The 24273-nt window shown below is 46.6% G+C and carries 20 protein-coding genes and 1 tRNA gene; 10 read left to right on the plus strand and 11 right to left on the minus strand.

Features of this window, described 5'->3' with window-relative positions; genetic code table 11:
* Positions 1-1580 (minus strand): 2-isopropylmalate synthase (leuA, locus tag ABNT28_RS02675; protein WP_348720977.1); only part of this gene is annotated, 1580 nt, incomplete at its 3' end.
* Positions 1581-1829: 249 nt separating this feature from the next.
* On the opposite strand from leuA, the gene lepA reads away from it, so the two are divergent.
* The gene (lepA, locus tag ABNT28_RS02680) at positions 1830-3632 is read left to right on the plus strand and encodes a translation elongation factor 4 (RefSeq protein WP_332923999.1); all 1803 of its coding nucleotides are present in this window, start codon (positions 1830-1832) and stop codon (positions 3630-3632) included.
* Between the two features lie 45 nt (positions 3633-3677).
* Here lepA and ABNT28_RS02685 read toward each other — a convergent pair whose 3' ends face one another.
* Positions 3678-4049 carry a hypothetical protein gene (locus ABNT28_RS02685; protein WP_332923998.1) on the minus strand — a complete coding sequence of 124 codons (372 nt, stop codon included), beginning with the start codon at positions 4047-4049 and terminating at the stop codon, positions 3678-3680.
* A gap of 290 nt (positions 4050-4339) precedes the next feature.
* Here ABNT28_RS02685 and ABNT28_RS02690 point away from each other — a divergent pair.
* A tRNA-Ser gene (locus ABNT28_RS02690) sits at positions 4340-4429 on the plus strand.
* Between the two features lie 155 nt (positions 4430-4584).
* Here ABNT28_RS02690 and ABNT28_RS02695 read toward each other — a convergent pair.
* The 3 genes from ABNT28_RS02695 to ABNT28_RS02705 form a co-directional block, all read right to left on the minus strand.
* Complete coding sequence (locus ABNT28_RS02695) at positions 4585-5478, minus strand: alpha/beta hydrolase (protein WP_332923997.1); 894 nt, start codon at positions 5476-5478, stop codon at positions 4585-4587.
* Complete coding sequence (locus ABNT28_RS02700) at positions 5479-6558, minus strand: tartrate dehydrogenase (protein ID WP_348720983.1); 1080 nt, start codon at positions 6556-6558, stop codon at positions 5479-5481.
* Between the two features lie 330 nt (positions 6559-6888).
* The gene (locus ABNT28_RS02705) at positions 6889-8295 is read right to left on the minus strand and encodes a short-chain fatty acyl-CoA regulator family protein (protein WP_348720978.1); all 1407 of its coding nucleotides are present in this window, start codon (positions 8293-8295) and stop codon (positions 6889-6891) included.
* Between the two features lie 148 nt (positions 8296-8443).
* Between ABNT28_RS02705 and ABNT28_RS02710 the strand changes: the two genes are divergently transcribed.
* The gene (locus tag ABNT28_RS02710; protein ID WP_332924768.1) at positions 8444-9661 is read left to right on the plus strand and encodes an aminotransferase class V-fold PLP-dependent enzyme; all 1218 of its coding nucleotides are present in this window, start codon (positions 8444-8446) and stop codon (positions 9659-9661) included.
* Between the two features lie 115 nt (positions 9662-9776).
* Here ABNT28_RS02710 and ABNT28_RS02715 read toward each other — a convergent pair whose 3' ends face one another.
* The 5 genes from ABNT28_RS02715 to ABNT28_RS02735 all read right to left on the minus strand — a co-directional run bounded on the left by ABNT28_RS02715 (position 9777) and on the right by ABNT28_RS02735 (position 15418).
* Positions 9777-10751, minus strand: coding sequence for a 2-dehydropantoate 2-reductase (locus ABNT28_RS02715; protein WP_348720979.1), 975 nt, complete (start codon positions 10749-10751; stop codon positions 9777-9779).
* Between the two features lie 21 nt (positions 10752-10772).
* Positions 10773-12326: an acyl--CoA ligase gene (locus tag ABNT28_RS02720; protein ID WP_332924766.1), complete on the minus strand. Its 1554-nt coding sequence runs from the start codon at positions 12324-12326 to the stop codon at positions 10773-10775.
* A 12-nt stretch (positions 12327-12338) separates the two neighbouring features.
* Positions 12339-13859: a tripartite tricarboxylate transporter permease gene (locus tag ABNT28_RS02725; protein ID WP_332924765.1), complete on the minus strand. Its 1521-nt coding sequence runs from the start codon at positions 13857-13859 to the stop codon at positions 12339-12341.
* 11 nt (positions 13860-13870) lie between these two features.
* A complete protein-coding gene (locus ABNT28_RS02730; RefSeq protein WP_332924764.1) occupies positions 13871-14362 on the minus strand; it encodes a tripartite tricarboxylate transporter TctB family protein in 492 nt (163 codons plus the stop codon).
* Between the two features lie 87 nt (positions 14363-14449).
* Complete coding sequence (locus ABNT28_RS02735; protein ID WP_332924763.1) at positions 14450-15418, minus strand: tripartite tricarboxylate transporter substrate binding protein; 969 nt, start codon at positions 15416-15418, stop codon at positions 14450-14452.
* Positions 15419-15963: 545 nt separating this feature from the next.
* On the opposite strand from ABNT28_RS02735, the gene ABNT28_RS02740 reads away from it, so the two are divergent.
* The 7 genes from ABNT28_RS02740 (at position 15964) to ABNT28_RS02770 (ending at position 23281) form a co-directional block, all read left to right on the plus strand.
* Positions 15964-17028 (plus strand): ATP-binding protein, encoded by a 1065-nt coding sequence (locus tag ABNT28_RS02740; RefSeq protein ID WP_332924762.1) that lies wholly within the window; start codon positions 15964-15966, stop codon positions 17026-17028.
* Positions 17029-17163: 135 nt separating this feature from the next.
* Positions 17164-18216: a substrate-binding domain-containing protein gene (locus tag ABNT28_RS02745; protein WP_332924761.1), complete on the plus strand. Its 1053-nt coding sequence runs from the start codon at positions 17164-17166 to the stop codon at positions 18214-18216.
* Positions 18217-18311: 95 nt separating this feature from the next.
* Positions 18312-19664: a phosphate ABC transporter permease subunit PstC gene (pstC, locus tag ABNT28_RS02750; protein WP_332924772.1), complete on the plus strand. Its 1353-nt coding sequence runs from the start codon at positions 18312-18314 to the stop codon at positions 19662-19664.
* Complete coding sequence (gene pstA, locus ABNT28_RS02755; protein ID WP_348720980.1) at positions 19657-20961, plus strand: phosphate ABC transporter permease PstA; 1305 nt, start codon at positions 19657-19659, stop codon at positions 20959-20961. The genes pstC and pstA overlap by 8 nt, the downstream gene beginning before the upstream one ends.
* 66 nt (positions 20962-21027) lie before the next feature.
* Positions 21028-21834 carry a phosphate ABC transporter ATP-binding protein PstB gene (gene pstB, locus ABNT28_RS02760; protein ID WP_332924771.1) on the plus strand — a complete coding sequence of 269 codons (807 nt, stop codon included), beginning with the start codon at positions 21028-21030 and terminating at the stop codon, positions 21832-21834.
* 7 nt (positions 21835-21841) lie between these two features.
* Entirely contained in the window at positions 21842-22546 is a 705-nt protein-coding gene (phoU, locus tag ABNT28_RS02765; protein WP_332924759.1) for a phosphate signaling complex protein PhoU, read from the plus strand.
* 30 nt (positions 22547-22576) lie between these two features.
* Positions 22577-23281 (plus strand): response regulator, encoded by a 705-nt coding sequence (locus ABNT28_RS02770; RefSeq protein ID WP_348720981.1) that lies wholly within the window; start codon positions 22577-22579, stop codon positions 23279-23281.
* A gap of 22 nt (positions 23282-23303) precedes the next feature.
* Here the strand turns inward: ABNT28_RS02770 and ABNT28_RS02775 are convergent, their stop codons facing one another.
* The gene (locus ABNT28_RS02775; protein ID WP_332924757.1) at positions 23304-24161 is read right to left on the minus strand and encodes a helix-turn-helix domain-containing protein; all 858 of its coding nucleotides are present in this window, start codon (positions 24159-24161) and stop codon (positions 23304-23306) included.
* Positions 24162-24273 lie beyond the last annotated feature (112 nt).

Below are 24273 nucleotides of genomic sequence, written 5' to 3' on the forward strand. Positions count from 1 at the left end.
CCATTCTCTACCACCAGTTCAACATAGGCGGCGGCTTCGGCTTTGGACGTGGCTTCGCGCGTATTCTGGCCAAAATCGGCAAGGCGGAAATTAAGGTCAAATTCGTTCCGCATGGCTTCGACAAAGGCTGAAATAGGGCCATTGCCGATGGCGCTGATGCCGACTTCCTTTCCGTTATGCATTACGGTTGCGGTAACGCGCTCATCATCCGAATTGCGGCTGGCCTTGGCAACATCAAAGCTGACAAGCTCAAAGGTGCCGGTGGGGCGGATATAATGCTCTTGTGCCAATTCCCAGATACGCTGGCTGGTAATTTCCTTGCCGGTGGTATCGGCCTCGCGCTGAACAATGCCGGAAAATTCGACTTCGGCGGCGCGTGGCAGGCGGACATGATGATCGGCCTCCAGCAGATAGGCAGCGCCAGCTTTTCCAGATTGCGAATTAACGCGGATAATGGCCTCAAACGTGCGTCCAATATCGCCTGGGTCAATCGGTAGATAGGGGACTTCCCACGTATTTTCATTGGCGTTCATAAGCGCGTCCATCCCTTTGCGGATAGCGTCCTGATGACTGCCAGAAAAGGCGGTATGCACCAGCTTGCCGGCATAGGGATGACGTTCCGGTACAGCTAGTTGGTTACAGAATTCGGCTGTTTCAACAAGTTCGTTAATATCGGAAAAATCGAGGTTTGGGTTTACGCCTTGCGTAAACATGTTCAGTCCCAAGGTGATAATATCGACATTACCGGTGCGTTCGCCATTGCCAAACAATGTGCCTTCGACACGGTCAGCGCCCGCCATTAGCCCCAGTTCGGTGGCGGCGACCGCACAGCCGCGGTCATTATGCGGATGAAGCGACAAGATCACGGCATCTCGGTTGGAAAAATTACGGCTCATCCATTCGATCTGATCGGCATAGATATTTGGCGTCGACATTTCGACGGTGGCTGGCAGATTGATAATGGTCGGGTTTGCGGATGTTGGCTGCCAGACATCCATAACAGCTTCGCAGACATCCAACGCATAATCCAGCTCAGTGCCAGTAAAGCTTTCGGGGCTATATTGCAGGCGCAGATTTTCCGCTCCACATTTGGAAATGCGGTCAGCGACCATTTTTGCACCATCAACAGCAATCTGTTTGACGCCATCACGATCAGCTTTAAACACAACACGACGTTGAAGTGTGCTGGTTGAATTATATAGATGCAAGATAGCATTTGGCGCGCCATCCAGACTTTCGATTGTACGATCAATCAGATGTTCACGTGCCTGTGTCAGCACCTGAATTGTTACATCATCCGGCACATGGCCATTTTCGATTAATTCACGCAGAAAATTGAAATCTGTATCGGACGCAGACGGAAAGCCAACTTCAATTTCCTTGAAGCCCATTGCGACAAGAATTTTGAACATGCGCATCTTGCGGGCGGCATCCATTGGCTCGATAAGTGCCTGGTTACCGTCACGTAGGTCAACCGAACACCATACAGGTGCGGTGTTTATACGCGCTGAAGGCCATGTCCGATCGCTCAGATCGGGGCCTTCAAACGGACGGTATTTTTCAAAACCCATGCCAGGCATTGTGCGTTCCTTATCCAGAAATAGTTTTATCGCTTCATTTTAACGAAATAAATCGCTTTTATGAATTACAATATGTTTGCCACGTTAATATATAACCAGTGTAAAGGCCACAACAGACATATTTTATGATGATTTTGGCCATATCGTCACAGATTGAAAAAACCGGTCATATTTGGGCGGTATTGATGATAAAAGTGGTGTATAGCAGTCCTGTAAACAAATAATCAGCGCCCCGCGGGCAAGTGACATATGACAGATTTAGATCAGATCCGTAACTTTTCGATCATCGCACATATCGACCATGGTAAATCAACCATTGCCGACCGTTTGATTCAAACCTGTGGCGGGCTGAGCGAGCGCGAGATGAAAGATCAGGTGCTTGATAATATGGATATCGAGCGTGAACGAGGCATCACCATCAAGGCGCAGACCGTTCGGCTGAATTACCACGCCAAAGATGGCAAGGATTATGTGCTTAATTTGATGGATACGCCAGGTCATGTCGATTTTGGTTATGAAGTTTCACGTTCGCTTTCGGCTTGTGAAGGCTCGCTTCTGGTGGTTGATGCTAGCCAAGGTGTTGAAGCCCAGACGTTGGCCAATGTATATCAGGCTATCGAGGCTGATCATGAGATTGTGCCAGTGTTGAACAAGATCGATTTGCCGGCGGCCGAACCTGATCGTGTGAAAGCACAGATCGAAGAGGTGATTGGCCTGCCATCTGACGACGCGATCGCGGCCAGTGCCAAGACCGGTGAAGGCATTAACGAAATTCTCGAAGCTTTGGTCACGTCTTTGCCAGCACCAAAAGGTGATCGTACGGCACCGCTAAAGGCATTGCTGGTGGATAGCTGGTACGATGCCTATCTGGGCGTGATGACATTGGTGCGGGTGCATGATGGCGTTATGAAAAAGGGTATGAAAATCCGCATGATGGCATCAGGCGCAACGCATGTGATTGAACGCGTCGGTACCTTTTTGCCAAAACCGACATCGGTTGACGAGCTTGGGCCTGGCGAGATTGGTTTTATCAATGCAGGTGTAAAAACCGTTTCGGACGCCAAGGTTGGTGATACAATTACTGATGAACGCCGATTGTGCGAAGAGGCCTTGCCAGGCTTTGCCCCATCGGTGCCTGTTGTGTTCTGTGGCCTGTTTCCGGTTGATACGAATGATTTTACAGGCCTGCGCGAGGCGCTGGAAAAACTGTCCTTGAATGATGCGTCTTTTTCATTTGAGGCGGAAACATCTGCCGCGCTTGGTTTTGGATTCCGCTGTGGGTTTTTGGGTCTGTTGCATATGGAGGTGATCCGCGACCGTTTGACGCGTGAATTCAACCTTGATCTGATTTCCACCGCACCTTCGGTGGTTTATCAGATGCATTTGACCGACGGAAAGCGCTTTGATCTGCACAATCCGGCGGATATGCCCGAGGTAACTAGGATTAATGAGATTGAAGAGCCCTGGATCAAGGCCACAATCATGACACCGGATGAATTCCTGGGGTCAGTTCTGACATTATGTACCGAGCGTCGCGGCGAACAGATTGATTTGACCTATGCGGGCAACCGCGCGATGGCGGTTTATCGGCTACCCTTGAACGAGGTTGTTTTTGATTTTTATGACAGGCTGAAATCTATTACCAAAGGTTATGCCAGCTTTGATTATGCGATCGATTCATATCGTCCGGGCGAACTGGTGAAAGTGTCAATTCTTGTCAATGGTGATCCAGTTGACGCATTGTCGATGATTGTGCATCGCGATCAGGCTGAGGGCAAAGGCCGAGCCATCTGTATTCGGCTGAAAGACCTAGTGCCACGACAGATGTTCAAGGTGGCACTGCAAGCGGCGATTGGCGGCAAGGTTATTGCCCGCGAAACGATTGCGGCGCTCCGAAAAGATGTTACCGCCAAATGCTATGGTGGCGACATTACGCGTAAGAAAAAGCTGTTGGAAAAGCAGAAAGAGGGCAAAAAGAAGATGCGGCAGTTCGGCAAAGTCGATATTCCGCAAACGGCCTTTTTTGAAGCTTTGAAAATGGGTGATAACTAATTTTGGATAGGTGGCATAACTAGGTCGCCCCGTTACGATGTACCGTTACGATGCCCCGTTACGATGCAAGGCGCGTTTTGAAACGCGTTGTGAAGATCCCTTGCGACGAAGACGCGAAAGTCCCCCAAAAAACAGGGCGCAGATAATAAAAATCAACGCCGCTGGCCAGCCAAGCAGACTGGCAATTAGGGGATGCCAGAGAAACGGTTCGCAATTAAATGCAACGATCAGGCCGCATGGATCTATATAGCGGCTGATAATCGCTTCGCCGACCTGTAATGAAGCGCTGTGATGCTCAAACCAGAACTGTCCCAGCACGATGCTGGGGCTACTGGTGGCGGTTACATCCAGCCAGATAACATATAGCGCCAAAAGCGCGAACAAAGCCGCAATGGTTTTAAAAAAGATTCCTATCATCAGTTCATATTGACGATTGCAAGAGCCAGTCACAAGCGCAAAATGCCGAATGGCTGAATATAAATTGAGCCTTGAAATATATCAAAAACATGGATTTACGCGGTTTCATCCAATGTCGGGTTGCCGCTTTGCAGATCATGTGGTGTTTTCGTCCTATAATGTAGTGGGCACTTAAGGTGATGACAGCCAGACTGACCACTCAATAAACCAAATTTTGCCTTATAGAGTCACTTTTCAGAAGCACGGCTTGTTTACATGCGGGGGTGAGCCTGTTAATTTGCCGCACATGCGGAGGGGTGGCCGAGTGGCTTAAGGCGCACGCTTGGAAAGCGTGTTGAGGGTAACACTTCACCGGGGTTCGAATCCCCGTCCCTCCGCCAGACCCCCTTATCTTTATCTAATAAATTGCTTCATTTATGGCCGTTAGTCTCTGATTATATGGTGTCCGGCATGCCATCAGGTAACATATTTAATTAACTGCGCTGCGGATAAAGAATATCTGCAAATCTGGACACTCACGCCTAACTATAAACACTCATTTATCAGCAAAAAATGCCAAAAGCTTGAATGCTAATTCATCTGGGGCTTCCTCAGGAATGGCGTGGCCACACGGTAGCGCAAAACCTGTTACATTTTTTGCCTTTTCCTGCCATGCCGCTTCAACATCATACAAATCACCGACAACACTCATTGTACCCCAAATGGCCAACAAGGGGGCTTCAATAAGACGCCCTTGATCTAATTTGTCATGTTCTAAATCAATGCCGGCTGAAGCACGATAATCCTCACAAATTGCATGAATGGTTTTTGGATTATTATAGGTGCGCAGATATTCTGATATAGCTTCATTGCTCACCGCCCCTTCAATTTTAACCTGACCAGCTATATGGCGACGCAAAAAATACTCGGGATCACTAGCGATCATTCTTTCAGGGAAATCATAAGGCTGAATTAAAAAGAACCACCAGAAATATCGTGTGGCAAACTCTTTGTTTGTTTGCGCATACATCATATCTGTTGGGGCAATATCAAGTACAGCTAATCGTTCAACTGCATTTGGAAAATCAAGAGCCATCCTGTGCGCCACGCGCCCGCCACGATCATGTCCAACAACAGAAAAATGTTCATGGTCAAGTTTTGCCATCAAGGCAATTAGATCCTGCGCCATCACCCGTTTTGAGTAAGGATAGTGATTAATATCACTTTCTGGTTTTCCACTGTCCCCGTAGCCGCGCAAATCAGGTGCAATGACACGATAGCCAGCATTAACAAGCAGGGGCGCAACTTTCCGCCATACGATATGTGTTTGTGGATGCCCATGAAGCAATAAAATCGGGGGACCATTGCCAGCACTGGTATAATTAATCTCGACATCAGGCAAAGTTATTTTTTCAACTGTGAAACCGTGCAAAAACTTGGACGCTTTCATCTATGGCATCTCCAATACCGCATCAGCAATCGCCTTGCCGCATGTCACCGTGTCTGCACTACCACCAAGATCAGCTGTCCTAAATGATGCGTCTGACAGTACTTGTTCAATTGCCGTGACTATTGACTGGCTTGCTTCCTTGACACCCAAATGGTCAAGCATCATTGCCGCAGCCCAAATCTGGCCAACAGGGTTTGCAATTCCCTTCCCAGCTATATCTGGCGCAGAACCATGCACAGGTTCAAATAGCGATGGAAAGACACCTTCGGGATTGATATTGCCTGAGGGTGCGATGCCTATGGTTCCTGTGCAAGCTGGCCCCAGATCAGACAAGATGTCGCCAAAGAGATTAGAGGCCACAACCACGTCAAACCAGTCTGGGTTTAAAACAAACTGCGCGGTTAAAATATCTATATGATATTTATCCACTTTTACATCGGTGTAATTTTTCGCCATTTCTGCCACGCGCTCATCCCAATAAGGCATGGTAATTGAAATACCGTTAGATTTAGTCGCCGAAGTCAAATGCTTGCCACGTTCCATGGCAAGCTCAAAAGCATATTTCAAAATCCTGTCAACACCTTGGCGACTCATCACAGTTTCCTGCATGACAATTTCACGATCTGTATTAGGGAACATCTTGCCACCAATCGAAGAATATTCACCTTCAGTATTTTCGCGAACAATCATCATATCAATGTCGCCTGGTTTGCGATTAGCCAATGGAAGTGGAACACCAGCCATGGCGCGGGCTGGACGCAAACTGACATATTGGTCAAATTCTCTTCTGAACTGAATGAGTGAACCCCACAGTGACACATGATCGGGGACAATATCAGGCCAACCTACCGCGCCAAAGAAAAGCGCATCACTTTGGCTCAATTGTTCCTTCCAATCATCTGGTAACATCTGACCATGTTTTACGAAGTAATCTGCAGAGGCAAAATCATATTCAATAAAATTCAGATCAAACTTATACTTCTCCTGAGTGGCTTCTAATACTCTTAGCCCCTCGGGAACAGTTTCTTTTCCAATTCCATCGCCAGGGATGACTGCAATTTTCCAACTATTTAACAAAATATCTAAAGCCTCTATGATTAGAACATCAACGCATCTTTTGATTTAACACATATCAAAGGCATAAGAAAATCTTTACATAAATTTTGACCCTTGATGATTTAACCCTCGATCCGATCACAAAGAATTCAATGTATAAGTTCACGCGTCATTGAATTAAATCATTCTGAAATAGGAAACGGGATCAGCAACCTTGAACGAATATGGGGTCTGATGTGGGGTCTAGATTGTTACAGTCAGAATACATGATTCAGATCAGCGGCTTACAAAAGGGTTTGGAATCCCGTCTCTCCGCCAGCCGTTGTAAAATGCGTGACGTTGTCTGTGCGCTGGCTAGCTTTCATATCGCGTTTCGCCACGCCGGCTTGTATCCGTTGTCAATTCAGTAAATAGGGGCGCGTGCGCACGTTGTGAGCAGGCCTTGCGCAGGCACAGATGGCAATTGATACCAATCTGGCTAAATGACCGCTCGGCCGAATTGGCAAGGCCAGAGGTATAAATCAATTTATCAGCATGTTTAATTTCACATCCAAGCGAAATCGAAAGGCGTCGGTCTTGGGTATCATGGCTGTAAACAGGTCGTTCAGTTGTACAGCTAAGTGTAAAGAATTGTTCCCCATCGGGAAGTTCGACAAATTGCGGCAGAATCACACCCGGCATGCGAAAGGCAGTATGAATGTTCCATACGGGGCACGATCCGCCATGTTCGGCGATGTTAAAGCTCGTTGCGTTAAATCGTTTGGTGACATTGCCAGCCTTATCAACCCGCAAAAAGAAGAAAGGTACGCCGCGACGCCCATGTCGTTGCAAGGTGGTCAGGCGATGACAGACCTGTTCGAAAGATACCAAAAATCCCGAGGCAAGACGGTCAATGTCATAGCGGCTTTTCTCTGCCAGCGTGATGAACTTTTCATAAGGCATGAGAAAAGCGGCGGCAAAATAGTTTGCTAATTCTATTTGGCACCGCGCTATGTTCGTCTGTGTTCCGAAGCGGCTGTTGTCAGTTATGCTATCCAATATGTAACCAAATTCTACAAAACATAGGATATGTGCCAGCTGGAAAGTGCGGTTTTTATGGTCAAGAGCTTCGGAAAGTTGAATATCCCCAGTTTCGGCGTCAAAAACCCGTAATGCGCCATCCATTGACTCAACCGGAATGATACGAATGGTTATGCTATGTCGATTTTTCAGACGATCTTTGAGCATTGCATAGGCGTCATCCGCGTCATAGTTTTCTTCGGTTGCCAAGGTTTCGGCAGCGCGTTCCAATACATCAAAATGGTTTAGATTATCCCGAAAGAAATCGTGGATCATGGTTTCAGGAGATGTGTCGAGTATTTCTTTTGGCATGCGCTCACTGCCAAGCTGCATGATTTTTTCCATTGATGTGCGGTGACTTTGATAAAGCTTTATGAAGTTGTCAATCAAGCGTGGGGCGTGATCGATGGCAGCGCGTAATTCGTCAAGATCAGGCGGATTGCCTGAAAAAAGAGGGTCTTGCAACATATTGCGCAGGTCAGATAGAACCGTCGTATTCTTTTCCAGAACCACATCACGCCAATCAACGTTATATTCATCAGATAAAGCCATCAAAACCTGCACTGACAAGCTACGCTGGTTTTTTTCCAATAAATTGACATAGGCAGGGCTGATGCCAAGCTTTTCAGCCATCTGGGCCTGTGTTTGTCCGCTGTCACGGCGAAGTTGGCGAAGCCGGGGGCCAATAAATGTTTTGCGCATGATGTCCTCTTGATCCAACCAAATATTTACAAATTAACATATTTTGCACAAGTTATATACACCTTATACACATTCACACCAAAATGCGTGCATGGGCTGTTTTTTTGGGTAAGGGTCAATCTTGGAGATAACCTAATGGAGATTGATAATGATTGGATATAGAACACTTGCAGTTCCCGGACCAACAAACATGCCTTTCCGCGTTCGTCAGGCTATGGACATTGCATTAGAGGATCATCGCGCGCCGGATCTTCCCGAATTTACTTTACCGCTATTTGCTGATCTGAAAAAAGTATTCCGTACCGAGACGGGTACGGTGTTTGTTTTTCCTGGATCAGGTACCGGTGGGTGGGAAGCCGCTTTGCGCAATACCTTGAGTGCAGGTGATGGTGTTCTAGCGTCTTCATTTGGTCAGTTCTCTGATCTGTGGGTGCAGATGTGCCGCCAACTCAATCTGAATGTGACCTGTATTGACCAGGAATGGGGCAAAGCAACGCCTGTTGATGCTTATCGAGAAGCTCTTGCCGCAGATAAACATCATAACATTAAAGCTGTTCTGGTATGCCATAACGAAACTGCGACAGGTGTGACCAGTGATGTTGCCGCTGTCAGACGTGTTATGGATGAGCTAGATCACCCTGCCATGCTGTTTGTCGATGGCGTGAGCTCAATAGGTTCGATCGAATTCAATATGGATGAATGGGGCGTTGATGTCGCTGTATCTGGATCGCAAAAGGGATTTATGTTGCCGACAGGCCTAGCTATCGTCGGGGTCAGCGAACGGGTGCTTTACGAAATTAAAAATGTATCAGCGCGTGATGCAGACACCTATTTGGGCTGTGGTTATTTTGATTTTCATTACATGGCTGAAACCAATCAAACAGGTTATTTTCCCTATACACCAGCAATGACGCTGATGCGTGGATTACGCACGTCAGTTGATATGCTGTTGGAAGAAGGTCTGGATAATGTGTTTGCGCGTCACCATCGACTTGCCGAAGGCGTTCGTCGTGCGATAACAGCATGGGGATTGCGTAATTGTGCCGTAGATAAGGCTAATTTTTCAGATACGGTAACTGCAATTCTGGTTGATGAAGATTGTAACGCGAATGATGTGATCAAGGCGGCCTACAACAATTATGGCGTTTCGCTTGGTGGTGGCCTTAGCAAGGTTGCTGGCAAGGTTTTCCGCATTGGGCATCTGGGCTGGCTTAACGAAACCATGGTTCTACAGATGCTAGGTGGTGCCGAAATGGCTATGCGTGACGCTGGCATAAAGTTTGATGCCGGTTCAGGTGTTGGCGCTGCTGTAACCTATTATACCGATACGCACGGTGAACAGACAAAATTACTAGCTGCCGAATAGATAGTTGGCAAAACTCCCAAGACTTTGAACAGGTTGGCAGATTAAGCCAGCCTGTTTTTTTGGCGTGCGTGATTTGATGTCGTGAAGATGTTCTGTTGCTGAAAGTGGAATTTGCTTAATAGACGCCCGCAATTTTTCCCCGCATTTGAATAAGTCCCAAGACCACATCTATAGTTGGTGTTGGTATATCCGTAATGCGACCAAGCTCTTTTACAGATCCGACCAAAGCGTCAATTTCCATAGGCCGTCCCATATCTAAATCCTGCCACATAGACGTTCTGTGCGCACCAACGGCAGCACCACCTTCGATGCGTCTATCTACGTCTATTGGAAATTTAACGCCTAGTTTCTCAGCGATTTGCTGGGCTTCAAGCATCATATTGCGGGCGACTATCCTTGTGCTTGGATCCGTGCATAAAATATCAAGCGTTGCATGCGTAAGTGCCGATATAGGATTAAAAGAAAGATTACCCCATAATTTAACCCATATTTCGTCTCTTATGCGGGGGCGGACAGGCGCCTTTAGGCCAGCCTCGGTAAATATTTTGGACAAGGTGGTGATGCGATCTGATTTTTGTCCATCGGGTTCGCCTAGCGAAAATCGGTTACCTTCAATATGCTTGATAACGCCTGGTTCAACGACTTCTGCAGCAGGATAAACAACGCATCCAATGACTTTTTCAGGACCAAAACCGTTCCATTGTGCGCCTGCGGGATCAACAGATTCCAACTGGGTGCCATCAAGATGCCCACCAAGTTTGTAGAAATACCACCAAGGGACGCCGTTGACACAGCTTAGGATTGTTGTGTGTTTGCCAATAAGTGGCGCCATTTTCTCAACCATAGGTGGGACAGAGTGCGCTTTCAAAGTGATAACCAGATAGTCTTGTTCGCCCAAGTCCGCCGGATCGCTTGCTGCGTTGACGCTGACATTAGTTTCGCCAGTTTCTTCGATCAGGCGAAGGCCATTATTGCGCATGGCGTCCAGATGTGGCCCGCGGGCAACAAGGCTCACATCAGTGCCATTTGCCGCCAGCTTGGCTCCAAGATATCCGCCGATCGCACCAGCACCGAAAATACAAATTTTCATTCTTGTTCCTTTTCTATCTTGTTATTCGACAAGGCCTAATTTTTCAGCCAACCCAATTCGTTGCATCTTACCAGTTGCGCCTTTTGGAATTTCGTCAAGAATAACAACTTTGCGTGGCACTTTGAAATCAGCCATACGTGTTGCAGCGAAAGTGCGAATATCCTGTGCTGTGGCCTGTGCCTCAGCTTTTAGCACAAGCGCGCAAGCAACCTCTTCGCCTAATTTGGCATGCGGCAATGCAAATGTGACAACCTGCGCAACGGCAGGATGATCCATCAGAACTTCATCAACTTCAAGTGGACTTACTTTTTCGCCACCACGATTGATGATTTCCTTCAACCGTCCGGTCAGGCTCAGATATCCATCACTGTCAAAGGTTCCTTGATCGCCAGTGCGAAACCAGCGGGATCCGTCAGCCATAAAGAAGCTGGCTTCATTTGCGGCTGGATTATTTTCATAGCCCGGGGTGACATTGTCACCTGAGATCACAACTTCGCCAATAGCATCCGCGTTCATCAATTCATTTTCGGTTTCATTGGCAATTCGCACAAGCGGGCCAGCCTCTACACCGACAGCTCCTGGCTTTTGTGGTTTTGGTGGCAGAGGATTTGATGCCATCTGATGCGCCGCTTCTGTCATGCCATAGCTTTCGATAACAGGCGCGCTAAAGGTGTCCACCAGTTCATGCATAACCTGTGATGGAAGTGACGCCGATGACGAGCGTAAAAAGCGTAGCTTCAAATTCGCAATGATATCCTTGTTCCGATTAGCACGGCTTAAAATTGCCTGATGCATCGTCGGAACGGCTGTGTACCAGCTAGGATTAACATCCTTTATCACCGAAAAGAAACGCAAGGCGTCAAAGCCACTTGTGCAGCAGACAGAGGCTCCAGCAACAAGTGACGCGGATACGGCTGCCAGTAAGCCGTGAATATGAAATAATGGCATTATGTTCAAACAGCGGTCTTCAGGCGTCAAAGCCAAAGTGTTCTTGATGTTAGTTGCCGATGCCGCCAGATTTGACTGAAGCAACGGAACGATTTTGGGACGCGAGGTGGTGCCTGACGTATGCAGAATTAATCCAACATCATTTTCATTCGTCAGGCTTTTGTCGCTTTGCCAATCATCCGTTTCAGTCGCGGTCATGCCGATGCTGTCCGGCGTGAGGTCAAAATGTCCTGCCTTGGCATCAGCGGCGCTATGGGCGCGTAAAATCCGTAGATCTATGGCTTTTGCCGCTTCAAGGGCAGGGCCAGTATAATCATGTGGCAGGATAATGGCCTTTGCGCCTAAATCCTGAAGATAGAACTCATATTCATCCTGTCGGTATGACGGATTCAGCGGGGCGGTTACAGCCGATTGCATGACCGTGATAAAGGCCGTGGCCATTTCCGGCCCATTTGGCATGACGATGGCGACCCTGTCACCGCGTCCGATGTTACAATTATGAAGCGCAGTGGCAACATTTTGCGCCAAATCATGAAGCCCACCATAACTGAGCCAGGGACGCCCCGGGGCACCAATAGCTGGTGCGTCTTTGGGGTGCAACGAGATGAGAGAAGAAAGCGTTGTCATGACATCTATCCGTTATGAGCTGGTTATGGGTGTGTGTTTTAAGCGAGACTGGCGGGCATATTTTATCAGTGGTAGTAGGAAAAACAACAAAGCCAAACACATAAATGTGCCTGACAATGGACGTTCGAAAAACGCGAATATGTTACCTTGTTCAGCAATCAAAGTCTGGCGAAAACTTTTTTCCATAAGCGGGCCCAAAACAATTGCCAAAACCAAAGGCGCGAGAGGATAGTCTGCTTTGCGCAGAATATAACCCGCCCCCCCAAAGGCAACGATAAGCCAGACGTCATGCATTTTTTGACTTGGCGCAAACCCGCCAATAATACAAAGCACAAGCACAAGCGCACATAAAACAGTTGTTGGCATTCTCAAAGCCCATACGAATAAGGGTATCAGAGCAATATTGATAATGACCGATGCAAAATTAGCCGTATAAAGCGAGCTGATTAGTCCCCAGACAAAATCAGGTTGCTCGATAAACAACATGGGGCCAGGAACGAGTCCCCAAATAACCATACCGCCAAGCAAAAGGGCCGTTGTAGGTGACCCCGGAATACCAAGTGTCAGCATAGGCAATAATGATCCTGTTGATGCCGCATTATTTGCCGTTTCGGGTGCGGCGACACCTTCAATATTCCCTTTGCCGAAGCTTTCCGGCTTTTTTGATGATGACTTGGCCATTCCATAGGCCATAAGCGAGGCTGGTGTCGCCCCCGCAGCGGGTAACATGCCAACAAAGAACCCAATCAGAGAACCCAGCGTCATGGTCTTCCATAATTTAACAAGCTCACGCAGGCCAGCACCTAATTCGGCAAAGGTTATGCGGGCATTGGTAACCTCGGTATTTTTATTCGATGTTTCGATGGTATAGAGAACTTCTCCAACACCATAAACACCAATGGCTAATACAAGAAAACTTATGCCTGAATAGAACCCTGGTAAATCAAAGAAGATCAGGCGTGGTTGCCCTGAAATAAGATCAAGTCCAACAGTCGATAGCACCAGACCAAGCATGATCATGACCATCGTTTTATAAACATTGTCATTGCCCAGACCAACAAAGGTCGTGAAGGCAAGTAACACAAGCGCAAATTCTTCGGCAGGCCCAAAGGCAAGAGCTACATCGGCCAAAGGCACGGCAAAAACGGTGAACAAAATAACCGATACGGTGCCGCCGACAAAAGACGCAACGGCTGATGTAATCAAGGCCAATCCGGCTTTGCCTTGTTGCGCCATTGGCCGCCCATCAAACGTGGTTGCAACGGCGGTTGATGCCCCTGGAATGCCAAGTAATATAGAACTCACCGCCCCGCCATACATGGCGCCATAATAAATAGCAGCAAGCAAAATGATGGCAGATTCAGGTGGCACCAGAAAGGTCAGCGGCAAAACGATTGCAACGCCATTCACCGATCCCAAGCCGGGCATGGCGCCAATAAACAGACCAGCTGTGACACCAGCAACAACAATCATAATGTTAAATAGAGACAGAGATGTTGAAAAACCGTCTAACAATAAGCCAAGCGTTTCCATTCATCGAATCCTTAAAAAAACAAATTATAAAGTGGGAAGAAAAGTGGTTCGGTTATCCCCTTGGGTAACAAAATTTTCAGCGTTACCTCGAAGAAGAAGAAAACAAATACAGGCGTTATTAATGTGATGATCGCCGTCAGCTTTAAACTATGTTTACCGAATATCCGCAAATACCAGAACAGGAATAATAAGAGCGCTACATAGGTTCCAAGAGTGGCCATGATGGCGACAGTCACAAAGATAGCAATACTGACCTTTGTTACGGATGAGACTGTTTCGGGCTCAAAAAAAGGTATATTCGCCTTTTGTTTAGATGCGCGAAGTGCGCTTAAAAATACGCCTAATGCGCTGAAAAATAGAATTACAGATAGCCAAAACGGAAATGCACCACCGCCAGGCCCGTCACTAGGCACCCAGCCTATGGGCAACTCTTTCGCATGCCACATAAAGTAAATTGCCAAGCCCATTAGCACTAAGGATATGTTTTTATCAGCACGATGCATAAGGCTCCCCCTTTTTAACCCGATAAAACTATTGAGAAGACACATCTTCTCAATAGTTTGTTTGATGTCTGTCTGATTAAAATGGCCTTACATGTTTTTCAGAATGTCGGCATGCGCCGCACGTTCTTTCAAGAAATAAGCCTGTAATGCGTCACCGCTGAGGAAATCTGTCATCAGCGCTTTTTTGCTAGCATAGGCTTGCCATTCTTCTGACTGCGATAGTTTTTTGAACATATCAACATAATAGGCAACAGCAGCTTCAGGCATCGACGCAGGCGCGACAAAACTACGTTGCATGTAATATGTCATCGGATGACCAAGTTCAGCCATGGTAGGCACATCTGGGAACACGGCCAGACGCGTTGGTGTAAAGGCCGCTATCGGACGTGATTTACCAGCTTCAAAGAAGCCCATTTGTTCGGACGGGTTGTTTACAGTGCTGTCAATATGACCGCCGACCAGATTTTTGGCCACTGTGCCACCGCCCTTAAACGGAACATAGATATGTTTGATGCCAAATTCCTTTTCCAGCATGGCAGTTATCAAGCTGTCTTCCTGGCCAGAGCCTGTACCGCCCATTTTCCATGTGCCGCCTGCTGCTTTAACTGCCGCCACATAATCATCAAGTGTTTTGATGTCGCTGTCAGCATTGACCCATAGGACAAAGGTATCGACAGCCATACGAGCGATAGGCGTGAACTCTTCGATATCCACGCCGATGTCTGTGCGTAAAGGTGTCGTGTAATAGCTATTCAAAGTTGCCATCAATACATGCGGGTCACCTGATTTGTCTTTTAGGTAACGCATGGCCTCGGCACCTGATCCGCCACCTTTATTGATTGGCAGTACAGGCATTGATGCAAGATTTTCTTTTTGAATGATAGACTGAAACAGTCGTGCCAAACGATCAGCGCCACCGCCTTGACCAGCCATAATAACCATTTCAACGGGCTTAATAGGTTTCCAGTCTGCGGCAACAGATGGCATTGATGCCATTATTACAGCCAAACCGCCTAACGCACATTTGGCCAGAATTTTTGATGTTTTCGTAATCATAGTCATATTCCCCCTCAATGTTTTTCATTTCCGTTGATAAATTGGTAGGGAGAGAAAAATGATTAATAAACCAAATAAATGTTAATTTGTAATCTTTTACAAATTAATTATTAACATTTTACAAACTTACTTTGAATCGCTTTACAACTCATAGATTTTTTCTATAAAGCGAAAATGATTATGTAACATATTGATTTAAATCAATTAATTTTAGATCCCTATTTCATCATAGGGTAGATGGCTGGAAATAGTGGCATTGACGTGTCTTTTTCTAGGATTTGGAGCTGCCAAAAAATTGAATATTTGAATAGAATTATCGTTTGGTTTTGATGTTCACAACCACCAGGAACGCCATCCTGTTTTTCCATTTGGCTTAATAGTGACTATTTCATAAAGCTCATGCCTTGGCATGGTGGTTTCAGCCTCATTAAAAAGTATCCCTATGCTAGATATGAAAGCTAAGGTCGAAAGTTTTGTGATTTGGGGTTAATCTAATTGCAATATTTCGCGTGTATCTATCAGACTTTATCGACTTCGGAGCTAAAATGAATTTACCTGATTATGCATCTGCACCTATAGTAAGCCAGATTGCCGAAATGCTGGATGATGGGCTTATCATAGCGGACAACAAGGGAACGATCCTGTCTGTTAATGAAGCGGCAGTCCGGTTTCTGGGTCAAAATTTGATAGGTCAATATATAGTTGATGTGGTGACGCATGACGATATTGGGCGGGTTTTTGCGTTGGTAGCTGAAGGGCGCATTGCCCAAGACATGGTTTATAAACCAACCGATATGGTATCAACCGAATTCGCTCTGCGGCTAAAACCGCTGGATGATGATATGATTGCGTTGCTATTTCTTGACATGACTTTGCAACGTAATCTTGAAAATGTGCGCCGTGACTTTGTCGCTAATGTCAGCCATGAGCTGCGCTCGCCTCTGACCAGTCTGTCAGGGTTTATTGAAACCATGATCAATGGCGATGTGACTGATGAAGCGATGCAATTACGATTTTTGAAAATCATGGATGAAGAATCCAAACGCATGACCCGTCTCATTGACGATCTTTTATCCCTGTCACGTGTCGAAGTATATGAGCATATTATTCCTGAAGACGATGTGTCTGTGCTGGCGATGATAAGTGCGGTTCGTGATACGCTGATCGGCAAAGCCGAAGCCCGCAACATGCAGATTATTGTGCGCGATAACAGGCTGGATAAAACCAAGCCTGCCCAGATTCTTGGAAGTTATGATGAATTGACCGAGGTTTTTGTTAATCTTGTCGAGAATGCTATCAAATATGGGTTTGAAGATTCGCAAATTGTGATCGAACTAACCGAGCCGATGCCAAGCCAGCTTCAAATTGATGTTATTAATCAGGGCGAGGGTATAGCCAAACAGCATCTTTCGCGTATCACCGAACGGTTTTATCGCATTGACAAGGCGCGGTCTCGCCAAATTGGTGGTACAGGTCTTGGGTTGGCCATTGTAAAACACATTCTTAACCGACATCGTGGACATATGCGTGTGGAATCAATGCCGGGTGCGTCCACGGTCTTTAAGGTAACCTTGCCTCTTTTGCAGTCAACTGGTGACTCTATAAAGTAAAACTAGCTTTGCTTATCCGCACCAAGTGCATTGTCATAAAACTGTAATATTTCTTTAATAAATAGGTAATCCAGACGATGGAATATTCCCTCACCTTCAATAAAGGAGGTTGTTTCATCGTATTGGGAGCTATAAATGCGTAAATCAGTTATTATTTCAAGTGTATTGGCTGGCATGATGCTAGCTGGCGTTGCACAGGCACGGGACTATATCAGCATTGCCGGATCTTCAACCGTTCTGCCATTTGCAACGATTGTGGCTGAGCGTCTAGGTCGTAACCCTGACTTCAAAACACCCGTTATTGAATCTGGCGGATCATCTGTCGGTAAAAAAGGTGTTTGTGATGGCGTCGGCACCGAATTCACTGACATTGGTAACGCTTCATCACGCATGAAGGAAAAAGAGTTAGCCTATTGTGACACTAACGGTGTCAAGCTGACAGAAATCAAAGTCGGTTATGATGGCATTGTCGTTGCTGGCTCAAAAACTGGAGAGCTTCTGAAAATCTCAAAAGCTGACCTTGGTAAAGCTTTAACGGCTATGGTACCAGCAAAAGAAATCAGAAATAATAACATCGATGTGATGGTTCCTAACCCATACACGAAATGGTCGGACATCAACCCTGATCTGCCTGACGTTGCTATTCGCGTTTATGGCCCACCGACAACGTCGGGAACACGCGCGTCATTTGCCGAAATGGTGAATGAAAAAGGCTATTGCAAAAAGGACGCTGAAGCCATGCGCGTTCTTAAATTAATTGGTCAGGAAGCCAAGAATTGCCGCGCCATGCGTACTGATGGTGCCTATGTTGAAGCCGGTGAGCAGGACAATCTGATTGTTCAGAAGCTGAGGGAAGACCCAACATCATACGGTATCTTTGGCTTCTCATATCTTGATCAGAACTCTGACACGCTTCAAGGTGCGGTTATTTCTGGTACAGCACCCACTTTCGACAATATTGCAACCGACAGTTATTCAGTATCACGCGCGCTTTATTTTTATGTGAAGCATCAGCATATGGGTGTTATCCCGGGTATGGCTGAATATATGAATGAGTGGACAAAGCACTGGGACGAAGATGGTATTCTTGCCGAATCTGGCATGATTCCAATGCCGTCCAAAGAACGCGCGTCTTATGCTGCAGCCATGAAAGACTTGCCGCTTTTAACAGCAGACATGCTTAAGTAGATACGTAAAAGAGGGAGTCAGCGTCTTTGCTGGTTCCTTTTCTTGAGAAAGGTAATAATGCGGTGCCTCTGCTAACTCTTGCAATTATCGTTCTGATGATCGGTGCCGCTTGGTTTTATCTTGGTCGTCGGGCGGCGCTTTTGTTGCGTTATCGTGAAGCGACCAAACTTCATTCTTTGCCGCATTATTATGGTTTATTTGTTGCCCTGTCGGCTATCTTGCCAGCCTATGCCTTGCTTGTTGCTATGGCGATTGGCGATGATTTAGTGTTTTCAAATCTGATTATTGATTATGTGCCGCTGGAAGTTCAGCAAGCCCAAGATTTCAACAAGATTATCGTGCTGGCGCAGATACAGAATGTTGTTGATGGCATTAATTTTGGCACGCCGCCCGAATGGGTAACAGCCGCAGGGGCTACCTGGGTTAAATGGGCTGATTTTTCACGGATGCTGACAACTATTCTGGTTCTGGCACTGGTGCTAGGCAGTGGTCTGGTTGCCTATCTGAAGATTAACCCGTCATTTCGATCACGCAACGCTGTTGAACGCATCATAATCGGGCTTCTGGCTACAAGTTCAGTGATTGCGATCCTGACAACAATCGGCATTGTCTTTTCAGTTGTTTTTGAATCGATGCGCTTCTTTGCGTTAGTGCCTATTCAGGATTTTCTGTTTGGAACTGTCTGGAATCCGCAATTTGAAGGTGCAGAACGCGCCGGATCAGGTGGGGGAACGGCGCTATATGGATCGGTGCCATTGTTTCTAGGGACGTTTCTTATTTCCTTTGTTGCTTTGTGCGTCGCGGTTCCAGTTGGTCTATTTAGTGCCATATATCTATCTGAATATGCTGGTGCACGTGAGCGGGCAATCTTCAAACCACTGATGGAAATTCTGGCGGGTGTGCCGACAGTCGTTTATGGATTTTTTGCCGCGCTGACGGTGGCACCATTATTACGAACTGGTGGGTCTTTGATTGGCTTGGACGTGGCATCTGAATCAGCACTGGCGGCTGGTTTAGTGATGGGGATCATGATAATTCCATTTGTATCATCTTTGTCAGACGATGTGATTAATGCTGTGCCGCAAGCCCTTCGAGACGCTGCTTATGGCTTGGGATCAACCAAAAATGAAGCGGTGCGCAATGTCGTTTTGCCTGCCGCATTACCAGGTGTAGTTGCGGCGGTTCTGTTGGCAGTATCACGCGCCATTGGTGAAACAATGATTGTTGTCATGGCGGCGGGGCTAGCGGCAAATCTATCTTTCAACCCACTTGATGCGGTCACGACGGTGACATCCCAAATCGTAACGATTCTGGTCGGCGATCAGGAATTTGAATCAGCCAAAACGCTTTCAGCCTTTGCACTTGCATTGACATTGATCGTTATTACGCTGGCATTGAATTTCTTTGCGCTTCAAATTGTAAAGAAATACCGAGAGCAATATGAATAATTCAAAGCTTGGGCTTTTGACGCCAGAACAGGCGACCAAACAGGTACAGAAAAGTATCGACCGTCGCAATAATCAGGAAAAGCGGTATCGCTTTTATGGGCGACTGGCGATTGCCATTGCGCTTATATTTCTAGTGACTTTGTTTGTGACGATTATATCAAAAGGCGCGCCAGGATTTTTCCAATATTATGTGACTCTTGATGTGGAACTGGATCGTGAACGGCTTGACCCTAAAGGTGATTTGTCAACTGGTTCGCTATATAGCGGCGATGCGCGTGGTGTTGTTCGCGAAGCCTTGTTTGCGGTTGTAAATCCCGAAGGCAGATCCGGGCGGCGTGCCGCAGGAAAGATGGTCTCGTCAGGAAGCGAAGAACGTATTCGTAAATTCGTGCAAAAGAACCCAGAGCTTTTTGGCACGATTCAGCCAATACGCTTTGCCCTTGATGATGATATTGATAGCTTCATGCGTGGTTTTATCAAACGCGAAACCCCCGAGGCTGATCGCCGGATTAATGATAATGTAATTGGCTATGTTGATTTGTTGAATGCGCAGGGACGTATCAGTTATAATTTTAGTGATTATCTGATCTTTGGCAGCGCATCACGTGACGCTGAAATGGCAGGCATTAAAGGTGCCTTTATCGGTTCGATCATGACCTTGGCGGTTTGTCTTGTTCTGTCTTTTCCCATTGGGGTGGCGACAGCGGTGTATCTTGAAGAAATTGCCAAGAAAAATCGCATAACTGAATTTATTGAAATTAATATCAATAATCTAGCGGCGGTGCCGTCGGTAGTGTTTGGTATCCTTGGACTGGCTATTTTTATTGGTGTTTTTGGGATGCCGCGGTCAATACCACTTATTGGGGGTGTTGTTCTGGCGCTGATGACACTGCCAACAATTATAATTTCATCGCGAGCTGCCATTCGAGCGGTGCCGCCTAGTGTACGCGATGCGGCCTATGGTGTTGGCGCGTCACGGATACAGACTATTTTTCATCATGTCATTCCATTGGCAATGCCTGGTATGCTGACAGGTACAATTATCGGTATGGCACAGGCGCTTGGGGAAACCGCGCCGTTATTGATGATCGGCATGGTTGCCTTTATTGTTGATGTGCCAGGCAGTGTGATGGATCCGGGCACTGTTTTGCCTGTACAGATTTTCATGTGGGCAGACTTTGCCGAACGCATGTTTATTCAAAAAACGAGTGCTGCTATTATTGTGTTGCTGGTATTTTTGGTGGGAATGAACGCATTTGCGATCATACTGAGGAAACGTCTGGAGCGCCGGTGGTAGTTATCATGGGTGCATGCACATCATCTGGGGATAAATCTATCTGATGAAGATATCGAGAGTGACGCTATGAGTACGGCAGAGGTTAAAACCAATACCATGGGTAATATCCATGTTGATGATGCGCGCATGACAGCGCGTATGGTCGATGTTTTCTATGGTGACAAGAAAGCCATTGATAATGTGTCATTGGATATTGGTAGCAAAGAAGTGATTTCGCTTATTGGGCCTTCTGGCTGTGGGAAGTCAACGTTTCTGCGCTGTTTAAACCGTATGAATGATACAATCGATTCATGCCGCGTTATGGGCACAATTGCGCTTGATGGTCAGGATATATATGATCCGTCAGTAGACGTTGTGCCGTTACGTGCGCGTGTGGGCATGGTCTTTCAAAAGCCAAACCCATTTCCAAAATCAATTTATGATAATGTTGCCTATGGCCCCCGCATTCACGGGCTGGCTTACGATAAAGCGCATCTTGACGCCATTGTCGAAGAAGCTTTGCAACGCGCTGGCCTGTGGGCCGAAGTGAATGACAGATTGACCCAGTCGGGCACTGGTTTGTCTGGTGGACAGCAACAGCGTCTTTGCATCGCGCGTGCAATAGCGGTCAGTCCTGAAGTCATTTTGATGGATGAACCATGTTCGGCGCTTGATCCTATTGCTACTGCGAAAGTTGAAGAGCTGATAAATGAGCTTAGTGCGGAATATTCGATTGTGATTGTAACGCATTCGATGCAGCAGGCAGCGCGTATCTCGCAACGTACGGCCTATTTTCACCTTGGCAGGTTGATCGAAGTTGGACAGACCAAGGATGTCTTCACGAACCCGCTGAATCAACAAACGGAAGCCTATATTTCCGGTAAAATTGGATAAACAAAACATGGAAAACACGCATATTGTCTCGGCATTTGATGATGATTTAAATAATCTGAACGCGCGTATCGAACAGCTTGGCGAGCTGGCCAAGGAACGTTTTGTCATGGCGCTTGATGCCATTGCAACACAAGATAGTAAAACGCTTGATCATATTATTGCGGGCGATAAGGAGCTTGACGTTCTTGAAGCCGAAATCATTCAGACTGCTTTTGAGATTATTGCGTTACGTTCCCCGCGGGCGACTGATTTGCGTCGGGTCATGGTTGCCTCAAAAATTGCGACAATTTTTGAACGCGTTGGCGATTTTTCCAAGAATATAGCTAGACGTACCAAAGCCATGGCAGCGTCCGGACATGAAACCATTCCCGATGTGAATATTGGGCGCATGGGCCATATGGCCGAAAAAATGATTAATGACGCCATGCTTGCCTATCATAATCTTGACATAAAAGCGGCTATAGAGCTTCGCAACAGCGATGTCGAACTAGATCATATGCATACAGCCTTTTACAATGAAGTGATGGCCATGATGACAGATGATAGCAAGGTCGTTGGAAGCGGTGTGCATTTGCTGTTTATTGGCAAAAATATTGAGCGCATTGGTGATTATATGACTGGAATCGCTGAAGAAATATATTTTCTTGTTGAGGGAACTCAGCTTGAGGATGAAAGGCCCAAGGCAGATAAATCAAGCTCAAAATTGTCATAAGTGCAAGGCCATTAAGGATAGTATTAATCCATGAACGCGAAAATTCTGATTGCTGATGATGAGCCAAATCAGCTTGAGTTGCTTTCATTCAATTTGAAGCAAGCTGGCTTTACGGTGTTTACGGCTGCTGATGGGAAACAAGCGGTCACTATGGTCGAGGATATGCAACCGGATCTGCTTATTCTCGATTGGATGATGCCGCATATGTCGGGGATAGATGTGTGTCGGCTTCTTCGCTCACGAACAGAAACCAAGAATCTGCCAATTATAGTTTTGAGTGCCCGTGGTGAAGAGGGTGATCGCACATTGGGGCTAGATACGGGTGCAGATGATTATGTTTCAAAGCCATTTTCGCCACGTGAACTGGTGTCGCGTGTCAAAGCGCTGTTACGTCGGGCACGACCAGCTTTAGCAAATGACATGATGGAGTTTGAAGACCTGCAAATTTTTCCAAGCCGTATGGAAGTGCGCCGTGCTGGCAAGATTGTGCCGCTTGGCCCAAAGGAATATCAACTGCTTTTGACATTATTTGAACGTCCTGGTCAGGTATTTAGCCGTCCGCTTTTGTTAGATCGGGTCTGGGGACATGGTGTGTTTGTCGAAGAACGTACAGTCGATGTCCATTTCAGTCGTCTGCGCAAAGCCATTAATGGCGCGGCATCGGACAAGGATAAGCGTCCGAATTTGATACGCACAGTGCGCGGCGGTGGTTACGCTTTACGAACGCATACGTAATCTGAATGTCCGGCAATTTCAATTACTGACGGGTGCTATCGCGATAGGCTGAAGGCGCGACACCGAATTGCTGGTGAAATAGACTGTAGAATTGCGACAGTGAACCAAAGCCTGAATCAAGGGCAATGCCGACAATCTTGTCATTCGTATCCATCAATAATGCGCGGGCGTGGTTAAGCCGCAATTCATTGACATATTGCGTCAGTGAACGGCGCATAAAGGCATTAAATATAGTCATTGCATAACCTTTTGATATGCCAGCTACGGCGGCAATATCGGCTATGTGTAGTGTTTGCGTGTAATTTTGCGCCATAAAGGCGACCATCATCTGCACCTTGCGTGCCGCCGCTTTGCGTTTGAATGTCTGTTTGCCAGATGTGGCACCAACTACGCTGTCATTGTCCAAAGTTAATGCACTCCATCCATCAACGGCCATGCGTCGCAATCTTAGCTGAATTTCGGCAATAGCCAGAGACGCCCGAGGGGCATCATTGCTCTGAAAATCGTTAAGCCAGCGTGCCATCAACGGACTATCAAGATTGCTGGTATTATCGCTTACCACAAAAAGACCGTCAAAAAGATGCTGCATCAACTGGTCAGGTAAAGGCCAGGTCACGACTTGTGACAGCGGTAAATAGGCAATATGGATAGAGTCAGCGTCGTTAACCCTAATTACACGATGTGGAACCTGTCCCCAAAACAGCACCAATCGGTTAGCTGGAATATGAACGATACCTGTCGGTAGTTGATAGACCATGCTGCCAGTAGTTAGAAAATTGATCTCGATATGGCCGTGCATATGGGTTTGCGGCATAATATCAGGAATATGATGTTCGACAAAAAACCCTTCTGGCACATGCAGATGTGTTTGCGGCAGCATATTATTCTGCCGTTTTGGGCTTTGACTAGCATTATTCATGTCTGACCGAATTACTTTCATATATTTAAATTAACCACTTTTTATGACTATACCAGAATGTTTTATGACTTTT

This window comes from uncultured Candidatus Puniceispirillum sp. (genome assembly GCF_963979125.1).
Lineage (GTDB): Bacteria > Pseudomonadota > Alphaproteobacteria > Puniceispirillales > Puniceispirillaceae > Puniceispirillum.